This is a genomic window from Variovorax sp. FG153, from assembly GCF_057809595.1.
The window spans coordinates 41,919-58,262 of the sequence record NZ_JBMDKG010000008.1 but is presented as its reverse complement, the minus strand read 5'-3'; the positions used below and the strand labels follow the sequence as shown (position 1 = coordinate 58,262).

The 16,344-nt window shown below is 70.8% G+C and carries 15 protein-coding genes; 4 read left to right on the top strand and 11 right to left on the bottom strand.

Translation table 11 applies throughout. The annotated features are described in order from the left end of the window. Positions 1 to 151 precede the first annotated feature (151 nt). The 5 genes from ACODT0_RS11865 to ACODT0_RS11845 form a co-directional block, all read right to left on the bottom strand. Positions 152 to 1,198, bottom strand: a complete 1,047-nt coding sequence (locus ACODT0_RS11865; protein WP_479671384.1) for a Bug family tripartite tricarboxylate transporter substrate binding protein — start codon at positions 1,196 to 1,198, stop codon at positions 152 to 154. 4 nt (positions 1,199 to 1,202) lie between these two features. Continuing rightward, the gene (locus tag ACODT0_RS11860) at positions 1,203 to 1,895 is read right to left on the bottom strand and encodes a hypothetical protein (protein WP_489041362.1); all 693 of its coding nucleotides are present in this window, start codon (positions 1,893 to 1,895) and stop codon (positions 1,203 to 1,205) included. After that, complete coding sequence (gene htpG, locus ACODT0_RS11855) at positions 1,892 to 3,928, bottom strand: molecular chaperone HtpG (RefSeq protein WP_057593543.1); 2,037 nt, start codon at positions 3,926 to 3,928, stop codon at positions 1,892 to 1,894. The genes ACODT0_RS11860 and htpG overlap by 4 nt, the downstream gene beginning before the upstream one ends. A gap of 147 nt (positions 3,929 to 4,075) precedes the next feature. Next, positions 4,076 to 5,116 (bottom strand): ABC transporter substrate-binding protein, encoded by a 1,041-nt coding sequence (locus ACODT0_RS11850; RefSeq protein WP_489041361.1) that lies wholly within the window; start codon positions 5,114 to 5,116, stop codon positions 4,076 to 4,078. A gap of 54 nt (positions 5,117 to 5,170) precedes the next feature. Then, a complete protein-coding gene (locus ACODT0_RS11845; protein WP_057593545.1) occupies positions 5,171 to 6,079 on the bottom strand; it encodes a LysR family transcriptional regulator in 909 nt (302 codons plus the stop codon). Between the two features lie 98 nt (positions 6,080 to 6,177). Here ACODT0_RS11845 and ACODT0_RS11840 point away from each other — a divergent pair, with 98 nt between their 5' ends. Together ACODT0_RS11840 and aqpZ are read left to right on the top strand one after the other, a co-directional pair. Further along, complete coding sequence (locus ACODT0_RS11840; RefSeq protein WP_489041360.1) at positions 6,178 to 7,185, top strand: zinc-dependent alcohol dehydrogenase family protein; 1,008 nt, start codon at positions 6,178 to 6,180, stop codon at positions 7,183 to 7,185. A gap of 183 nt (positions 7,186 to 7,368) precedes the next feature. Further along, positions 7,369 to 8,112, top strand: a complete 744-nt coding sequence (aqpZ, locus tag ACODT0_RS11835) for an aquaporin Z (RefSeq protein WP_261215185.1) — start codon at positions 7,369 to 7,371, stop codon at positions 8,110 to 8,112. A gap of 82 nt (positions 8,113 to 8,194) precedes the next feature. Here aqpZ and ACODT0_RS11830 read toward each other — a convergent pair whose 3' ends face one another. From ACODT0_RS11830 to ACODT0_RS11805, 6 genes are all read right to left on the bottom strand, one after another. Further along, entirely contained in the window at positions 8,195 to 8,536 is a 342-nt protein-coding gene (locus ACODT0_RS11830; RefSeq protein WP_057593548.1) for a hypothetical protein, read from the bottom strand. A 198-nt stretch (positions 8,537 to 8,734) separates the two neighbouring features. Further along, the gene (locus ACODT0_RS11825; protein WP_261215183.1) at positions 8,735 to 9,067 is read right to left on the bottom strand and encodes a hypothetical protein; all 333 of its coding nucleotides are present in this window, start codon (positions 9,065 to 9,067) and stop codon (positions 8,735 to 8,737) included. A 124-nt stretch (positions 9,068 to 9,191) separates the two neighbouring features. Continuing rightward, complete coding sequence (locus ACODT0_RS11820; protein WP_057593550.1) at positions 9,192 to 10,577, bottom strand: sensor histidine kinase; 1,386 nt, start codon at positions 10,575 to 10,577, stop codon at positions 9,192 to 9,194. Next, positions 10,574 to 11,230 (bottom strand): response regulator, encoded by a 657-nt coding sequence (locus ACODT0_RS11815; protein ID WP_057593551.1) that lies wholly within the window; start codon positions 11,228 to 11,230, stop codon positions 10,574 to 10,576. The genes ACODT0_RS11820 and ACODT0_RS11815 overlap by 4 nt, the downstream gene beginning before the upstream one ends. Before the next feature lie 194 nt (positions 11,231 to 11,424). Beyond that, positions 11,425 to 12,558: a winged helix DNA-binding domain-containing protein gene (locus ACODT0_RS11810; RefSeq protein WP_489041359.1), complete on the bottom strand. Its 1,134-nt coding sequence runs from the start codon at positions 12,556 to 12,558 to the stop codon at positions 11,425 to 11,427. Continuing rightward, positions 12,525 to 13,325 carry a pseudouridine synthase gene (locus tag ACODT0_RS11805; protein ID WP_057593553.1) on the bottom strand — a complete coding sequence of 267 codons (801 nt, stop codon included), beginning with the start codon at positions 13,323 to 13,325 and terminating at the stop codon, positions 12,525 to 12,527. Before ACODT0_RS11805 ends, ACODT0_RS11810 begins: the two co-directional genes overlap by 34 nt. A 206-nt stretch (positions 13,326 to 13,531) precedes the next feature. Here ACODT0_RS11805 and ACODT0_RS11800 point away from each other — a divergent pair, with 206 nt between their 5' ends. After that, positions 13,532 to 14,605 carry a bifunctional nicotinamide-nucleotide adenylyltransferase/Nudix hydroxylase gene (locus tag ACODT0_RS11800; RefSeq protein WP_261215180.1) on the top strand — a complete coding sequence of 358 codons (1,074 nt, stop codon included), beginning with the start codon at positions 13,532 to 13,534 and terminating at the stop codon, positions 14,603 to 14,605. A gap of 72 nt (positions 14,606 to 14,677) precedes the next feature. Beyond that, positions 14,678 to 16,123: a nicotinate phosphoribosyltransferase gene (locus ACODT0_RS11795; RefSeq protein WP_489041358.1), complete on the top strand. Its 1,446-nt coding sequence runs from the start codon at positions 14,678 to 14,680 to the stop codon at positions 16,121 to 16,123. Positions 16,124 to 16,344: the final 221 nt, after the last annotated feature.

The window sequence follows — 16,344 nt, the reverse complement described above, 5'->3', positions numbered from 1 at the left end:
GCCTCGCCGGCCGGTGGCTGAGGTGGAGGCGCCAATCTAGGACCGCACTCTTAGCGGGCGGTGAGCCGCGCGTCCCGCGCGCGCAAAGTTCATGCAAAGGCCGCGTAAAGCGCGCGCCGTGCGTGAACGGCACGCAAAGTACGCGGGCGGTTCAGTCGAGCGTCAGGTTGAGCTCGCGGATCAGGCCGTCCCAGCGCTCGGATTCCTGATGCAACAGCGTGGCGAATTGCGCCGGCGTGCCGCCCACCGGCTCGATGCCGTAGGCCGCGAGCCGGCGATGCACCGCGGGGTTGTGGATCGCGCTCGCGATCGCCTGCTGCAGCCGCGCCACCAGCTCGGCCGGCGTGCGCACCGAGGCCACCACGCCGACCAGCGCCGCGGCCTCGACGCCCGCGATGCCGAGCTCGGCGAAGGTCGGCACCCCGGGCAGCTGCGGCAGGCGCACGCTGTCGGCGACCGCGAGCGCGCGCACGCGGCCGCTGCGGATGAAGCCCAGCGCCGCGGCGAGGTCGCACATCATGGTCTGCAGCTGGCCGCCGGCGAGATCGGCCACCGCGTTCGCGGCGCCGCGGTAGGGCACATGCTGCATGCGCAGGCCGGCCTGCCGCTCGAGCAGCTCCATCGCGAGATGGTGCGGACTGCCGGTGCCGGCCGAGGCGAAGCTGAGCTTGCCGGGGTAGGCGCGCGCGTCCTCGAGGAAGGCGCGCGCGTCGCGCACGCCGCTCGCGGGGCCGACCAGCAGCACCATCGGGAAGCGGCCGAGCAGCGTGACCGGCGCGAAGTCGCGCTGCGGGTTGTAGCCGAGGTTGCGGTAGAGCAGCGGGTTGAAGACCAGCGTGCCGTTGTCGGCCGACAGCACGGTGTAGCCGTCGGCCGGCGCGCGCAGGATCTCGGCGGCGCCGAGCGCGGTGTTGCCGCCGGTGCGGTTCTCGACCACCACCGGCTGGCCGGTGTCGATCGCGAGCTGGTGGCCGACGATGCGCGTGAGGAAGTCGGAGCCGCCGCCGGCGGGGTAGGGCACGATCCAGCGGATCGGCCGCTCGGGGAATTCGCGCTGGGCATGCGCGGTGGCGGGCACGCCGGCCAGCAGCCAGGCGGGCGCGAGGCCGATCGCGAGGGCCGCGCGGCGGCGGCATGGGTCGATCGCCGTCGATTCCGCGGACCGCGCCGATGCCGTGCGTGCCGCGTTCGATGCCATCGCTTCAGGGCGCGATCGGGTTGGCCGGGGAACCGAGCGCGGGGACGATCTCGCGCGCCGGGCCGGCGCCCGAGGCCGCGGGCGCGGACGCCACGGCCTCGGGCGGCCTGTGGACGATGCGCACCGGCGGCGCCGCCGCGGAGGATGCGCCGCCGGTGCCGCGGCGAACGACCACGCCGTTGCCACGGCCGCGCACGGCCGGCACCGAGGCGGCGGCAGGCAGGGCCGTCGACGCGGTGGCGGTCGAGGGCAAGGGCAGCGGCTCGGCCGCGGGCTGCGAGCCATCGCCCGGCGGCAGCGTCTTCGTCACGCCCATGCCGAGCCCGGCGCCACCGACGCCCGCGCTCATGCTGGTCACGGGCGCGGTGGGCAGGGCATTGGCCTGGCCCGCGTTGGGATCGTGCAGCACCACGCTCTGGCCCACGCCGACACCGGCGGGGCCGATGCCCGCGCCCATGCCGACCGAGCCAGCGACCACGCCGCTGTTGTGCACCGCGACGCCCGCGCCGAGCGGGCCGAAGCCGGTGTTGAGGCCGACCGAGAAGTTGCCGTCCTTGGTGGCGCCCAGGCCGATCGCGAGGCCGGGCGCGATCGGAATGCCGATGCGGTAGTGCGAGCAGCCGCTCACCAGCAGAGCGAGCAGCACGCCGGCCGGAAGGCCGGCGGCCGCGATGCGGGTGCGCGGCCGCGTGTTCACACCAGGAGCGCGTTCACGCGCCGCACGTAGGCCGCGGGATCGGCCGGCAGGCCGCCCTCGGCGAGCAGCGCCTGGTCGAACAGGATGTTCGCGAGGTCGTCGAAGTGGGCCGAGCCCTCGAGCTTCCTGACCAGCGCGTGCTCGGCATTGACCTCGAGCACCGGCTTGAGCTCGGGCGCGGGCTGGCCGGCCTGCTTGAGCATGCGCGCGAGCTGCGTGCTCATGCCGCCGTCCTGCACCACGAGGCAGGCCGGCGAGTCGACCAGGCGCGTGGTGACGCGCACGTCCTCGGCCTTGTCCTTGAGCGCTTCCTTGAGCTTCTCGAGCAGCGGCTTGAACGACTCGGCGGCCTCCTCGGCTGCCTTCTTCTCGTCCTCGTCCTGCAGCTTGCCGAGGTCGACCGCGCCCTTGGCCACGCTTTGCAGCGGCGTGCCGTCGAACTCGTTGAGGTAGTTGAGCGCCCACTCGTCGACGCGGTCCGTCATCAGCAGCACCTCGATGCCCTTCTTCTTGAAGACCTCGAGCTGCGGGCTGTTCTTGGCGGCGGCCAGCGTGTCGGCCGTGATGTAGTAGATCGCGTCCTGGCCGTCCTTCATGCGCGCCTTGTAGTCGGCGAAGCTCACGCTCACGGCATCGGTGGTGGTCGAGGCGTAGCGCAGCAGCTTGGCGATGCGCTCGCGGTTGCCGAAGTCCTCGCCCAGGCCTTCCTTGAGCACGGCGCCGAACTCGGCGTAGAACCTGGCGTACTTGCCCGCGTCGTCGGCCGCCGCGGCGGCGGTCTCGGCCGCGGTCGGCGCGTTCTTGTCGACCACGTCCGTCACGGCCTCGGTCGGCTCGGGCGTGGGCACCGATTCGCCCGAGCCCACGTCGATGCGGCCCTCGCCGCTCTCGGGTCCGGTCTTCTGCTTCCTGGCCAGGTCCTCGAGCATGCCGAGCACGCGCTTGGTGCTGCCTTCGCGGATCGCCTTCACGTCGCGGCTTTCCTGCAGCAGCTCGCGGCTCACGTTGAGCGGCAGGTCGGCCGAGTCGATCACGCCCTTGACGAAGCGCAGGTAGCTGGGCATCAGCGCCTCGGCGTCGTCCATGATGAAGACGCGCTTCACGTAGAGCTTGACGCCCGCGCTCTTCTCGCGGTTCCAGAGGTCGAACGGCGCCTTGGCGGGGATGTAGAGCAGCTGCGTGTACTCGGTGCTGCCCTCGACGCGGTTGTGGCTCCAGGCCAGCGGCGCCTCGAAGTCGTGGCTGATGCTCTTGTAGAACTCTTCGTACTGCTCGGTCGTGACGTCCTTCTTGGGACGGCTCCACAGCGCGTTGGCCTTGTTGACCGTTTCCCATTCGCCGGTCTTCACCATGTCGCCGGGCTGGTCGTTCTCGCCTTCCTTCCACTCCTCCTTCTCCATGAGGATCGGCAGCGAGATGTGGTCGGAGTACTTGCCGACGATCTGCTTGAGCTTCCAGGCGTTGAGGTATTCGTCGGCATCCTCGCGCAGGTGCAGCGTGATGCTGGTGCCGCGTTCGGCACGCACGATGTCGGCCACCTCGAAGTCGCCGGCGCCGCCGCTGGCCCAGCGCACGCCCTGCTCGGCGGGCAGGCCCGCGCGGCGCGACTCGACGGTGATGCGGTCGGCCACGATGAAGCCCGAGTAGAAGCCCACGCCGAACTGGCCGATGAGCTGCGCGTCGGCCTTCTGGTCGCCGCTGAGCTTGCTCACGAAGTCCTTGGTGCCGCTCTTGGCGATGGTGCCGAGGTTGTCGATCGCCTCCTGGCGCGACAGGCCGATGCCCTTGTCGGCGATGGTGATGGTGCGCGCGGCCTTGTCGAAGCTGATGCGCACGTCGAGCTCGGACTGGCCTTCGTAGAGCTCGGGATGGTCGATGGCCTCGAAGCGCAGCTTGTCGCAGGCGTCCGATGCATTCGAGATCAGCTCGCGCAGGAAGATTTCCTTGTTCGAGTACAGCGCATGCGTGACGAGGTGCAGCAGTTGCGCGACTTCGGCCTGGAACGGGAGTTTGGTGTTGGAGGAGTCAGCCATGGGTGAGATAAGGATCGAAGCCCAAAAATTCTAAGTCGGCCCGTCCGCAGAGGACGGCCGGCTCGCCAACTTTTGCAAATGGGGACAGCCTCGTGCAAAAACAACACCCTACCGGCGGCAGGGAGAAGAAGCCCGCGGGCCCGCGCTTCAGCGCGGCAGCGCCTCGACCTCGCGCGTCCAGCGGTCGATCAGCCGCTTGCGCTCGGCCGCCTGGCCGTACTTCTGGAAGTCGTACTTGATGAGCTTCACGCCGTCCATCGAGGGAATGCGCGGATCGGGCTTGAAGGTCTTGTTGGCCGGCGACTGCAGGCTGCCGGCCTTGGCGCCGATGGACTGGCCCGCAGGGCTCATGAGCCAGTCGTAGTAGCGCTTCGCGTTCTCCTTGTTGCGCGCGCCCTTCACCAGCGCGATGCCGCCGATCTCGTAGCCCGTGCCCTCGCAGGGCGCGGCGGTCTTGACCGGAAAGCCGTCGTGGCGCCAGCGCTCGAAGCCGAAGATGAAGCTCACGCCGACCGCGACCTCGCCCTTGGCGACGTTGGGCGCCTGGGCCTGGCCGCTGCGCGTGTAGCTGGTGACGTTGCGATGCAGCTTCTTCAGGTAGTCGAAGGCGGCCTCCTCGCCCATCTGCTGCACCAGGCCCGCGATGATGGTGTAGGCCGTGCCGCTGGTGGCCGGGTGCGAGATCTCGATCTCGCCCTTGTAGCCTGGCTTCACGAGGTCGGCCCAGCAGTGCGGCTCGGGCAGCTTCTTTTTCTTCAGCAGCTCGGTGTTGAAGCCGAAGCCCATCGCGCTGGTGTAGAAGCCGCCGACCATGTTCTGCGACAGCGCGTACTGGCGCACGGCCCAGTCGTGCAGGTCGTTGATGTAGGCCGGGCGGTAGGGCTCGAGCAGGCCCTGCTCGGCCGCCTGCAGGAAGGGGTCTCCGGTGCCGCCCCACCAGAGGTCGGTCTTGGGATTGGCGGCCTCGGCGCGCAGCTGGGCGCCGATCTCGCCCGTGCCCTTGTGGGCCTGCAGCACCTTGATGCCGGTCTCGCGCGTGAAGGCGGCGGCCGCGGCCTCGCACCAGCCGGCGTCGGTGCTGCACAGCGCGTTGACCGTGCCCTGCGCTGCCGCATGCGGCGCGAAGGCGAGCAGGGTGGCGGCCGCGCCGAGCGCGGCGAATGTGCGGGTGAAGGCGAGCAAGTGCATCGTGGGTCTCCTCGAGGTCAGGATAGCGCCGGCGCGCGCGGGCGCCGACAGGGTTCAGTCGGTTGCCAGCAACGGCGGAAGATGCTCGGCCAGCCAGTCGATCACCACGCGCGTCTTCAGCGGCAGGTAGCGGCTGCGCGCGCGGATCACGTGCAGCGCGAAGCCGAAGGGCCGCGGCTCCTCGAACACGCGCACCAGCGTGCCGGCCGCCAGCGCCTCGGCCGCGAGCCAGGCCGGCAGCCGCGCGAGCCCCATGCCGCCGATGGCCGCCTCGAGCAGCACCTCGGCGCTGTCGCAGCGCAGCCGCGAGGGCAGCAGGATCTCGGCGAGGCGATCGCCGGTGTGGAAGCGCCAGGCCGAGGCCTCGCCGTCGCGCGCGTAGAGCACCGCCTCGTGCGGCGGCTTCAGGTCCTCGATGCCTTCGGGATGCCCGCGCTCGGCCAGGTAGGACGGCGCGGCGCACAGCACCATCCACTGCGTGCCCACGGGCCGCGCGATCAGCGCCGCGCTGTCGCCGAGATCGCCGCTGCGGATCGCGAGATCGAGCCCCTCCTCCGCGAGGTCGACGCGCCGGTCGCTGAACGCGAGTTCGAGCGAGAGCTGCGGATGACGGCGCGCCAGTGCCAGCAGCAGCGGCCCGACCTTGAGCCGCCCGAGCATGGCCGGCATGCTGAGCCGCACCACGCCCGAGGCCGTGCTGCGCGCCGCATCGGCGAGGGCCTCGGCCGCCTCGAGCTCGGCCAGCGCATTGCGGCAGCGCTCGTAGTAGCCATGGCCTTCCTCGGTGAGGCTCTGGCTGCGCGTGGTGCGCAGGAACAGCCGCGTGTGCAGCCGCGCCTCGAGCCGCGCGATGCTCTTGGCGACCGCCGAGCGCGTGACGTGCAGGCGCTGCGCGGCGAGCGCGAAGCTGCCGGCCTCGACGGCGGCGACGAATTCCTCGATGCCTTGCAGGCGTTGGCTCATTGGCGAATTTCAGGCAACAAATTTGGGAAAATTATCCACCACCGATGCCTATCGAGCGTCAATAGCATGAGGCCTTCTTCTTTTCACGGAGGCCCCTCATGCCCGAAACCACCCTGCGCCGCTGGCAACTTCCCGCCTACGGCCGCACCCATCTCGAACAGGTGCAGGCAGCGCTGCCCGCGCCGGGCCCCGGCCAGATCCTGGTGCGCGTCGGCGCGGTCGCGCTCAACTACCGCGACCTGCTGATGACCGAGGACGGCATGGGCATGCCGCTCGCGCTGCCGTTCACGCCGGGCTCGGACATGGCGGGCACGGTCGAGGCGGTCGGCGACGGCGTGCGCCGCTTCGCGCCCGGCGACCGCGTGATCAACACCTTCTGGAACGGCTGGATCGACCACCACTGGCCCGCCCATGCCGTGCCCGCGGGAGGCCCCGGGCCGGGCATGCTGGCCTCGCACGTGCTCATCGACGCCGAGGCAGCGGTGGCCGCGCCCGCCACGCTCTCGCTGGCCGAGGCCAGCACCCTGCCCTGCGCCGGGCTCACGGCCTGGTTCGCGCTGGCCGAGCTCGGCGCGCTGCGCGCGGGCCAGACGGTGCTGATCCACGGCACCGGCGGTGTGGCGCTGTTCGGGCTGCAGATCGCGCGGCTGCATGGGGCGCGGGCCATCGTGGTCTCGGGCAGTGCCGACAAGCATGAGGCCGCGCGCGCCCTCGGCGCCAGCCATATGCTGGCGCGCGACAGCGACTGGCCCGCCGAGGTGCGGCGCCTGACCGGCGGGCGCGGCGCCGAGCACGTGCTCGAGCTCGCGAGCGGCCCCAACCTCGACCGCTCGCTGCAGGCCGCCGCCCAGGGCGCGCGGGTGTCGGTCATCGGCATGCTCGAGGGCACCACGCTCGACGCCTCCTTCTACGGCCTGGTGTTCGGCCGCGTCACGGTGCAGGGCATCGGCGTGGGCCACCGGCGCGCGCTCGAGGACCTCGTGCGCGCCGTCGACGCCAACGGCCTGCGCCCCGCGATCGCCGCCAGTTACGGCTTCGATGCGCTGCCGCAGGCGCTCGACCACCTCGCGCGCGGCGCCTTCGGCAAGATCGTCGTGACCCTCTGAGCCCGCGCCGACCGCCGCGCGGCACGGAAAAGCGCGGCGTTTTCGTGAAGAGTTGCCCGGCTTTCCCGGCCCCGTGCGGGCGCCCGAACGTTTCCCCTTCGTTTCCCGTTTCAGAATCCGCGCGCGCCGGGCCTTCCCGGCGTTTTCGTTGACATCGAGAACATCAGAGAGAGGACATCGAACATGGAACGCAGGGACTTCAGTGCACCGCAGAAATGGGCCGCCGAATTCATCGGCACCTTCTGGCTCACCTTCGGCGGCTGCGGCAGCGCGGTGCTCGCCGCGGGCTTCCCGGAACTGGGCATCGGCTTCGCGGGCGTCGCGCTGGCCTTCGGCCTCACCGTGCTGACCGGCGCCTATGCGCTCGGCCCGATCTCGGGCGGCCACTTCAACCCCGCGGTCTCGATCGGCCTCGCCGCGGCCGGGCGCTTCAATCCGGCGCAGCTCGCGGCCTACATCGTGGCGCAGCTGCTGGGCGCGATCGCCGCCGGCGGCCTGCTCTACCTGGTCGCCAGCGGCAAGGCCGGCGCGCAGCTCGGCGGCTTCGCCACCAACGGCTACGGCGAGCATTCGCCGGGCGGCTACAACCTGGTGTCGGCGCTGCTGATCGAGGTGGTGCTCACGGCCGTGTTCCTGGTCGTGATCCTCGGCGCCACCGGCCGCCGCGCGGCGCAGAACTTCGCGGGCCTGACCATCGGCCTGTGCCTCACGCTGATCCACCTGATCTCGATCCCCGTCACCAACACCTCGGTGAACCCGGCGCGCAGCACCGGCGTGGCGCTGTTCGGCCCGAGCTACGCGATCGAGCAGCTGTGGCTGTTCTGGGTGGCGCCGATCGCGGGTGCCGTGATCGGCGCGCTGATCTACCGCGGTCTGCGGCTGCGCGGCAACGGTGGCAGCGGAAGCGGCAGCGACAGCGCGCTCTGAACGACGCGCGGCGCGCAAACGAAAAAAGGGGGGAGGCATCGCTGCCTCCCCCCTTTTTTCGTCGTGCCGACGCGCCGGTCGCTCAGCTGCCGGTGGCCGACTTCACCAGCGGCGCCGAGGTCGACTGGCCGATCGACTCGGTGCCGCTCGGATGCGAGGCCGCGTAGGCGCCGGCCTGGATGTCCGACACCGGCGTCACCGAATTCATCGCGGGCGCGCTGGTCGACTGGCCGATGGACTCGGTGCCGCTCGGGCGCGCGGCGGCCATGGCCGCGGCCTGGATCTCGGCGCTGGCGGGCGAATTCATCTGCAGCGGGTGGTAGTCCGAACCGTCCATCTTTTCCTGGGCCGATGCGGTGATCGCGCCCGTCGCCGCGAGCGCGGCGAAGGAGGCGACGGCGAGAAGCTTGAAGGAAGTGCGCATGCGTGTTCTCCTGGTCACAGTTGTCCCCGGCCTCGTGCCGGCGCCGATGGGCGCGCGGCAGGCCTGAACGCACTCTATGCAGGCCGACTGAGGGCAGCGTGAGTAAAGAGTTACGAGGGCCTTAGCGGGCGTTGAAGACTTCTTCGCCGACGTTGACCGAATTTCCTACAGCGCGCGCCGCACTGGGCACGAAGGCATTCATTCGCCGGCGGCACCGAGCTCGCCATAGGGAATGCGCCCCTCGCGCTCGGCCTGCGCCGCGAGCGCGCTGACGCTCTCGCGCGTGAGCCCCGGCTGCGCGCGCTCCATCGGCGGCGCGGTCTCCTGAGACAGCATCGGCGAGGCGGTCGCGGTCTGCGAGGCCTGGGCGGCATCGCGCGCGAAGTCGGCACGCGAGCGCTGCGACTGGAACTGCAACGCGTGCTCCGAACCGTCGGCCTCGTCGGCCTGCGCGGCCACCATCGGGGCCAGCGCCACCATCGCGCCCGCGATGAGGGCGAACCGGCGCGAAGAGAGGAATGCGATCTGCATGGCGAACTCCTTGAATGCGGGCTCGCGACGGCCGCGACATGCGGCCCCTCGGCCCTGGAGATCACTCTAGGCCTGGAGTCTCAGCGGGCACTGAGCAAAAACTTCGCGCCGCGTGAGGGCCTCGCTACGCCTTCGCCGCCGCCTCGGGCTCGGCCGGCAGGTGCACGCGCGCGCGCAGGCCGCGCCCGTGCTCGCGGTTGCTGAGCTCGATGCGCAGCCCGTTGCGCTCGGCCGCGGTGCGCGCGATCGCGAGCCCCAGCCCGCTGCCGCCGGCGGCAGCGCCCGGCACGCGGAAGAAGCGGTCGAACACGCGCGCCATCGCATCGGCCGGAATGCCGGGCCCGTTGTCGAGCACGTCCACCACGCCATGGCCATCGACCGCGTGCAGCTTCACGTCGACCACGCCGCCTTCGGGCGCATAACGCAGCGCGTTGTCGATCAGGTTGTCGAACACGCTGCGCAGCTCGGCCGCGGGCGCGAACACCACGGGCGCGATGCTGCCCTCGAAGCCCACGTCGACCTGGCGCGCATCGGCCAGCACCATGAGCTGGCTCACGCTCTCGCGCAGCAGCACCTCGATGTCGACCGCCTCGCGCGCCATCGCGCGGCGCGGCGCGTCCTGGCGCGAGAGGCTCAGCAGCTGCTCGATCAGGTGCTGCGCGCGCGTCACGCCGGCCTCGAGCTGCACGAAGCGCTCGGTGGCCTCGCCGGCCGGGATGTGGGCGCGCAGGTTCTCGATCTGCAGGCCGATCGCGGCCATCGGCGTGCGCAGCTCGTGCGCTGCGTCCTGCACGAAGCGGCGTTGCGTGGCGAAGGCGCTGCGCACGCGGCCCAGCAGGTGGTTGAAGGAGGCCACCAGCGGCGCGATCTCGTCGGGCACGCGCGCCAGCGGCAGGTCGGTGGGACTGCGCTCGTCCTGCGAGGCCACGTCGCGCGCCACCGCGCGCAGCGAGCGCGAGGCGGCCGAGACGATCAGCCACAGCGCGAGCAGCGCCACCGGCAGCAGCAGCGTGATCGGCAGGCCCTCGAGCAGCGCGCGGCGCAGGGCGCGCCGGCGCCGGTAGTCCTCGTTCTGCAGCACCTGCACGCGCCGCTGGTCGGCATGCGTGCCGGGCTCGGCGGTGAAGGCACGCCAGTGGGCCCAGGCCTGCGGCCCGGTGCGCAGGTCGCCGAAGCCAGGGCGCGGCTGCAGCGGCATCGGCAGGTCGGGCCAGGAGCTGCTGAGCAGCCGGCTGCCGTCGGGGCTCCAGATCTGCACCACGAAGGCGCCGCGCTCGAGCACGGCGTCGCTGTTCACGAGGCGCGGCGTGCGCGACTGGTCGCCGCCCGCGTACGACTCGGCCACCAGCCGCATCTGGTCGTCGAGCGCGTTGTGCACCAGGTTGCCGTAGGCCAGGAACGAGAACCAGGCCGTGAGCACCGCTGCCGCGAGGTGCAGCGTGATGAGCCACAGCAGCAGCTGGGTGCGCAGCGAGCGCGGCCGGCGCCAGCCACCCTTGCCGGCGCTCACGCGGCGACGCGCCAGCCGAGCCCGCGCACGTTGCGGATCGACTCGGCGCCGAGCTTGCGGCGCATGCCGTGGATCAGCACGTCGATCGCGTTGCTCGTGACCTCCTCGCCCCAGCCGTAGATGCGGTTCTCGAGCTGCTCGCGCGAGAGGATCGCGCCCGGGCGTTCGAGCAGCGCATGCAGCAGCGCGAACTCGCGCGCGGTCAGCGCCTCGCGGTTGCCGTTGACCACCACCTCGCGCGTCGTGAGGTCGAGCTGCAGCGCGCCGCTGCCCACCAGCGAATGCGCGGCGCCGTCGCGGCGGCGCACGATGGCGCGCATGCGCGCGAGCAATTCGCGAAATTCGAAGGGCTTGAGCAGGTAGTCGTCGGCGCCGAGGTCGAGACTGTGAATGCGGTCGTCGAGGCCGTCGCGCGCCGTGAGCACCAGCACCGGCGTGGCATCGCCGCGCTCGCGCGCGCGGCGCAGGACTTCGGTGCCATCCTGACGCGGCAGGCCCAGGTCGAGCAGCACGCAGGTGTAGCCGCCGTCGCCGAGCGCGCTCTGCGCGAGCTCGCCGTCGCGCACCCAGTCGGCCGACCAGCCCGCGCCCTCGAGCGCCTGTTTCAGGCTGCGCCCGATCATTTCATCGTCTTCCACCAGCAGAACGCGCATCGCAGCGACTCCTCAATTCACGCAGAAAGCGCCGCACCGCCTCGCGGCGCGGCCGTGCGCCAGGGGGCGTCGGGTCCGGGCCGCAAGGTAGCACGCGAACGGGATGATCGGTAGTGCCTGCGCCGTGGCGCAGACTAGGGGCGAATACTTAGACGGTGCTTAGGCGCCAGGCGCGCCGTGGGGTCAGGCGCCGCTCAGGCAGCGGGCCGCGCGACGCGCACCGCATGGCGTTCGCCGGGCGCGTCGGCGGCGAAGGCCAGAAGGCGCAGCGCCTCCTGCTCGGCGCCCTCGCGCCCGGCCTCGGGCCAGCGCGCGAAGGGTTCGAGCACGGCGGTGGCGGCGCCCTTCGCGCGCTCGATCTTCCAGGTGCCGGCGACGAAGCCGTCGATCAGCACCGTGCCGCGCACGATGCCGTTGATGGTGAACACGCGCGGGCGATGCGCCTCGTCGAGCACGCGGCCGCGGTCCTCGTGCGCGAGCAGCAGGCTGTCCCACTCGGCGAGCAGGCGCGGCGGCGCGGGCGTGGCTTCGTCGGGACGCGGCGCGCGCGGCAGGTCGAACAGCGTTTCGCCCTGCGGGCCCTCGAAGCGGCGCAACCGCGTACCGAGCCGCTCGGCCACGGCCTTCCAGCCCGTGAGGCCCGACCACGCGCCCGCATCGGCCAGGGTCGCGGGGCCGAAGGCGGCGAGGTAGCGCAGCAGCAGGTCGTCCTGCGTGGCAGCGCCCTGCTCTTCTTCGTCCTTGCCGAGCCAGGTGCCGAGCCGCTGCAGCAGCGCGTTCTGGTGCGAATTCCAGCTGCCCGCGGGCGGCAGGTGCACCAGCGGCAGGTTGTTGCGGATCAGCCCGGCGAGCGAGGCCGGCTCGCTGCGGGGCCAGCGTTCGAGCAAGGCCTGGCCGAGCTCGGTGCTGGTGCGTGCGCGCTCGTCGAGCAGTGCGCGGCCCAGGGCCAGCGCCTCGGCGCGGTCGACGCCTTCGAGCGCGCGCTTGTGGTTGCCCAGCAGGCCGCGCTGGTGCGCCGCATCGAGCAACGGCCGCCAGGCCAGCGCATCGCGCGCGCTCACCAGGTGCAGGGTCGCGCGCATCATCGACAGCCGCACCACGCGGCGCCGGCGCAGCGCCTCGGTCAAGGCTTCGCGCGGAAAATCCTCGAGCCGGCTCCAGAGGCCGACGTAGGGCGGATTGGGTGCCTGCGCCTGCAGTCCCGCGAGGCGCTCGATGGCCTGCGCGACCGGCAGGCGCTGGCGCGCCAGCAGCATCTGCCGCGCCAGCGTGGCGCGGTTCAGCGCGCGCAGGCTCAGAACTTCTCGTGCGGTGCCAGGTAGCGCCATTGACCCAGCGGCAGGTTGCCGAGCATGACCTTGCCGATGCGCACACGCTTGAGCCCCACCACCTTGAGGCCGACCAGCTCGCACATGCGGCGGATCTGGCGCTTCTTGCCTTCGGTCAGCACGAAGCGCAGCTGCTCGGGGTTCTGCCATTCGACGCGCGCGGGCTTGAGCGCCTGGCCGTCGAGGCTCAGGCCGTGGCGCAGCTTGGCGAGCATGGCGGGCGGGAACACGGCCTGCACGTTGGTCGTGACCGGGTCGTCGTCGTCCATGCGCACCAGCTGGCCCGTGGGCGCGGGCTGGCCCAGGCCGTGGTAGGCCACGCGCACCAGGTACTCCTTCTCCATCGTCGAGTCCTCGCCGATCAGCTGGCGCGCGACGCGGCCGTCCTGCGTCATCACCAGCAGGCCGATGGAATCGATGTCGAGCCGGCCGCAGGGCGCGAGGCCGCGCAGCTGCTGCGGGTTGAAGAAGAAGCGCGCGTTGTCCTCGGCCCAGCGGTTGGCGGGCGTGAACAGCGTGACCGCGGGCTCGTGGCCGTCCTCGGCCTGGCTGCTGACGTAGCCGATGGGCTTGTTGATCAGGATGGTGACCTGGTTGGCCTGCTGGCCCTTGGCCGCCTTGTCGATCTCGATGCGGTCGGCGGGCGTGACCTTGACGCCCATCTCGGCCGGCTTGCCGTTGACCTTGACCCAGCCGTTGGCGATCCATTCGTCGGCCTCGCGGCGCGAGCAGATCTTGAGTTCGGCCATGCGCTTGTTGAGCCGCATGGGGCCGTCGGCCGGGGCCTGCGCGGACTGCGGCGCGGGTGCGCGGCGAAAGGAGGACGGACCGTTGGAGGAAGGAGGCGCGGGCATGGCCGATTATCGCCAGCGCGCAGGGCGTAAGCCTTTTGTCCGGCTTGCGCCGCATGCGAGGCCGGTGCTATCGTGGCGGCAAGCGCGAGTTGATCGCGCCCTTTTTGGGGGATTCCCAAATGAGCACCGCACGCAAGTACCACTACGCCATCGTCATCGGGCGCTTCCAGCCCGTCCACTTCGGTCACCAGAGACTCATCGAGGAAGCCGCCCGCGCGGCCGATCGCGTGATCGTGGTGGTCGGCTCCGACCGCACGCCGCGCAGCGTCAAGAACCCCTTCACCTTCGACGAACGCGAACGCATGGTGCGCGCCTGTCTGCGCGGCGGCGACCAGATGCGCGTGAGCGTGGTCGGCGTCGGCGATTCGCCCTACAACGACCAGCTGTGGATCGCGTCGATCCAGTCGGCGGTCGAGCGGCTGATCCTGCAGGACGGCCTCGCGCCCGCGCAGGCCAGGGTCGCGCTGGTGGGGCACCTCAAGGACGCCTCCAGCTACTACCTCAAGCTGTTCCCGCACTGGGAGTTCGTGGGCCAGCACAACGTCGAGAGCCTCAACGCCACCGACGTGCGAAACCTCTACTTCGATCCCGAGAACCGCGGCCAGCTCGCGCGCGCCGATCTGCCCGAGGGCAGCGCGGCCTTTCTCGAACGCTTTACCTCGACGGCCGACTATGCCGAGCTCTGCGAGGAGCGCGCCTTCCTCGCCGACTACCGCGACAAGTACCGCTACGCGGGCAGCGACTTCCCGCCGATCTACACCACGGTCGACGCGGTGGTGGTCGAGGCCGGCCACATCCTGATGGTGCAGCGCAAGTTCCATCCGGGGCGCGGCACCTGGGCGCTGCCCGGCGGCTTCGTGGGCCAGCAGGAGCGGCTGCTCGATGCCGCGGTGCGCGAACTCAAGGAGGAAACCCGTCTCAAGGTGCCGGTGCCCGTGCTCCACGGCAGCATGAAGGGCAGCCACGTGTTCGACGCGCCCGAGCGCTCGCAGCGCGGCCGCACCATCACGCACGGCTTCTTCTTCGAGCTCGCGCACAACCAGTGGGCGGGCCTGTCGGACGTGCGCGCCGACGACGACGCGGCCGCGGTGCGCTGGGTGCCGATCGCCGAATTCCTCGGCATGCAGGAGCGGGTCTACGAAGACCACTTCTTCATCGCCAATCATTTCCTGGGTGGCCTGGGCAAGTCCTGAGAGAACCTGGCCCAAGCCTTGTCGGCAAGAACGGCCCCGGTTGACGGGTGCCACCGTGAAAGGAGCTTTCACATGAACCGCACGCTCTCTCCCTCCCTCGGCAGCAACCTGCTGCTGCGCACCGACTCCTACAAGGTGTCGCACTGGATGCAATACCCGCCGGGCACGCAGACGGTGTTCAGCTACATCGAGTCGCGCGGCGGGCTCTTCAGCCATTCGCTGTTCTTCGGACTGCAGGCCTATCTGCGCGAATATCTGCAGACACCGGTGACGCGCGACGACGTGGACGAAGCCGCCGCGCTGATGGCGGTGCACGGCGAGCCCTTCAACCGCGAAGGCTGGCTGCGGCTGATCGAGAAGCACGGCGGGCTGATGCCGGTGCGCATCCGCGCGGTGCCCGAGGGCAGCGTGCTGCCGGTGCACAACGTGCTCGCGACGATCGAGAACACCGACCCCGAGTTCTTCTGGGTCACGAGCTTCCTCGAGACCGAACTTCTGCGCGCGATCTGGTACCCGACCACCGTGGCCACGGTCTCGGCCGCGGCCAAGACCACCCTGCTGCGCTACCTCGAGGCCACCTGCGACGATCCGCAGGGCCAGATCGCGTTCAAGCTGCACGACTTCGGCGCGCGCGGGGTCTCGAGTCTCGAAGCGGCCGCGCTCGGCGGCATGGCGCACCTGGTCAACTTCATGGGCACCGACACGCTGAGCGCGTTGTTGGCCGCGCGCCGCTACTACGACTGCGACGTGGCGGGCTTCTCGATCCCCGCGGCCGAGCACAGCACCATCACGGGCTGGGGCCGCGAGCACGAGGCCGATGCCTACCGCAACATGGTGGCGCAGTTCGGCAAGCCGGGCGCGATCTTCGCGGTGGTGAGCGACAGCTACGACATCTTCAACGCCTGCGCCCGCCTGTGGGGCGATGCACTGCGGGAGCAGGTGATCCGCTCGGGCGCGACGCTGGTGGTGCGCCCCGATTCGGGCGATCCGGCCGAGACGACGCTGAAGGTGGCGCAGATCCTGGCCGAGCGCTTCGGCACGACCACCAATGCCAAGGGCTTCCGGGTGCTGAACAACGTGCGCATCATCCAGGGCGACGGGGTGACGCTCGATTCATTGCGGCTGTGCCTCTCGAACTTCTTCCACAACGGCTTCTCGGCCGAGAACATCGCCTTCGGCATGGGCGGCGGGCTGCTGCAGCAGGTGAACCGCGACACCATGCAATGGGCGATGAAGTGCTCGGCAATGCAGGTCGACGGCGAATGGCGCGACGTCTACAAGGCGCCCGTGGGCGACACGAGCAAGACCTCGAAGAAGGGGCGGCTGGTGCTGGCGGCTTCCGCCGATGGCGAAGTGCGTACGCAACGTGCCGAGCAAGTTCTGGAGCCTGGGCAGGTGGATCTGCTCGAGACCGTGTATGAGAACGGGCGGATCGTTCGGGAGAGCAGCTTCGAAGGGATCCGTGGACTTGCCGCTTCTGGGGTGGGGCGGTTGGTTACTTCTCGGGCGCCGCTCTGATCGGCTTGTTTGGGGCGGGGGCGCGTGCACAGGACAGCGGGTACTTCCCTCCGCGAATGTCCCCCGCCTTCGGCTCCTCCTTTATTTCGCTGCGGGAAGCACCCACTGCCCTGTGCACGAGACGCGCTCGGGTTGTGCGGCCGGTTCTACCGCGGTGTCCAGGCTCACGTCGATGGTGTGCTCCCCGCAGCGAAATCAAGGAGGAGCCCGAAGGGCGGGGG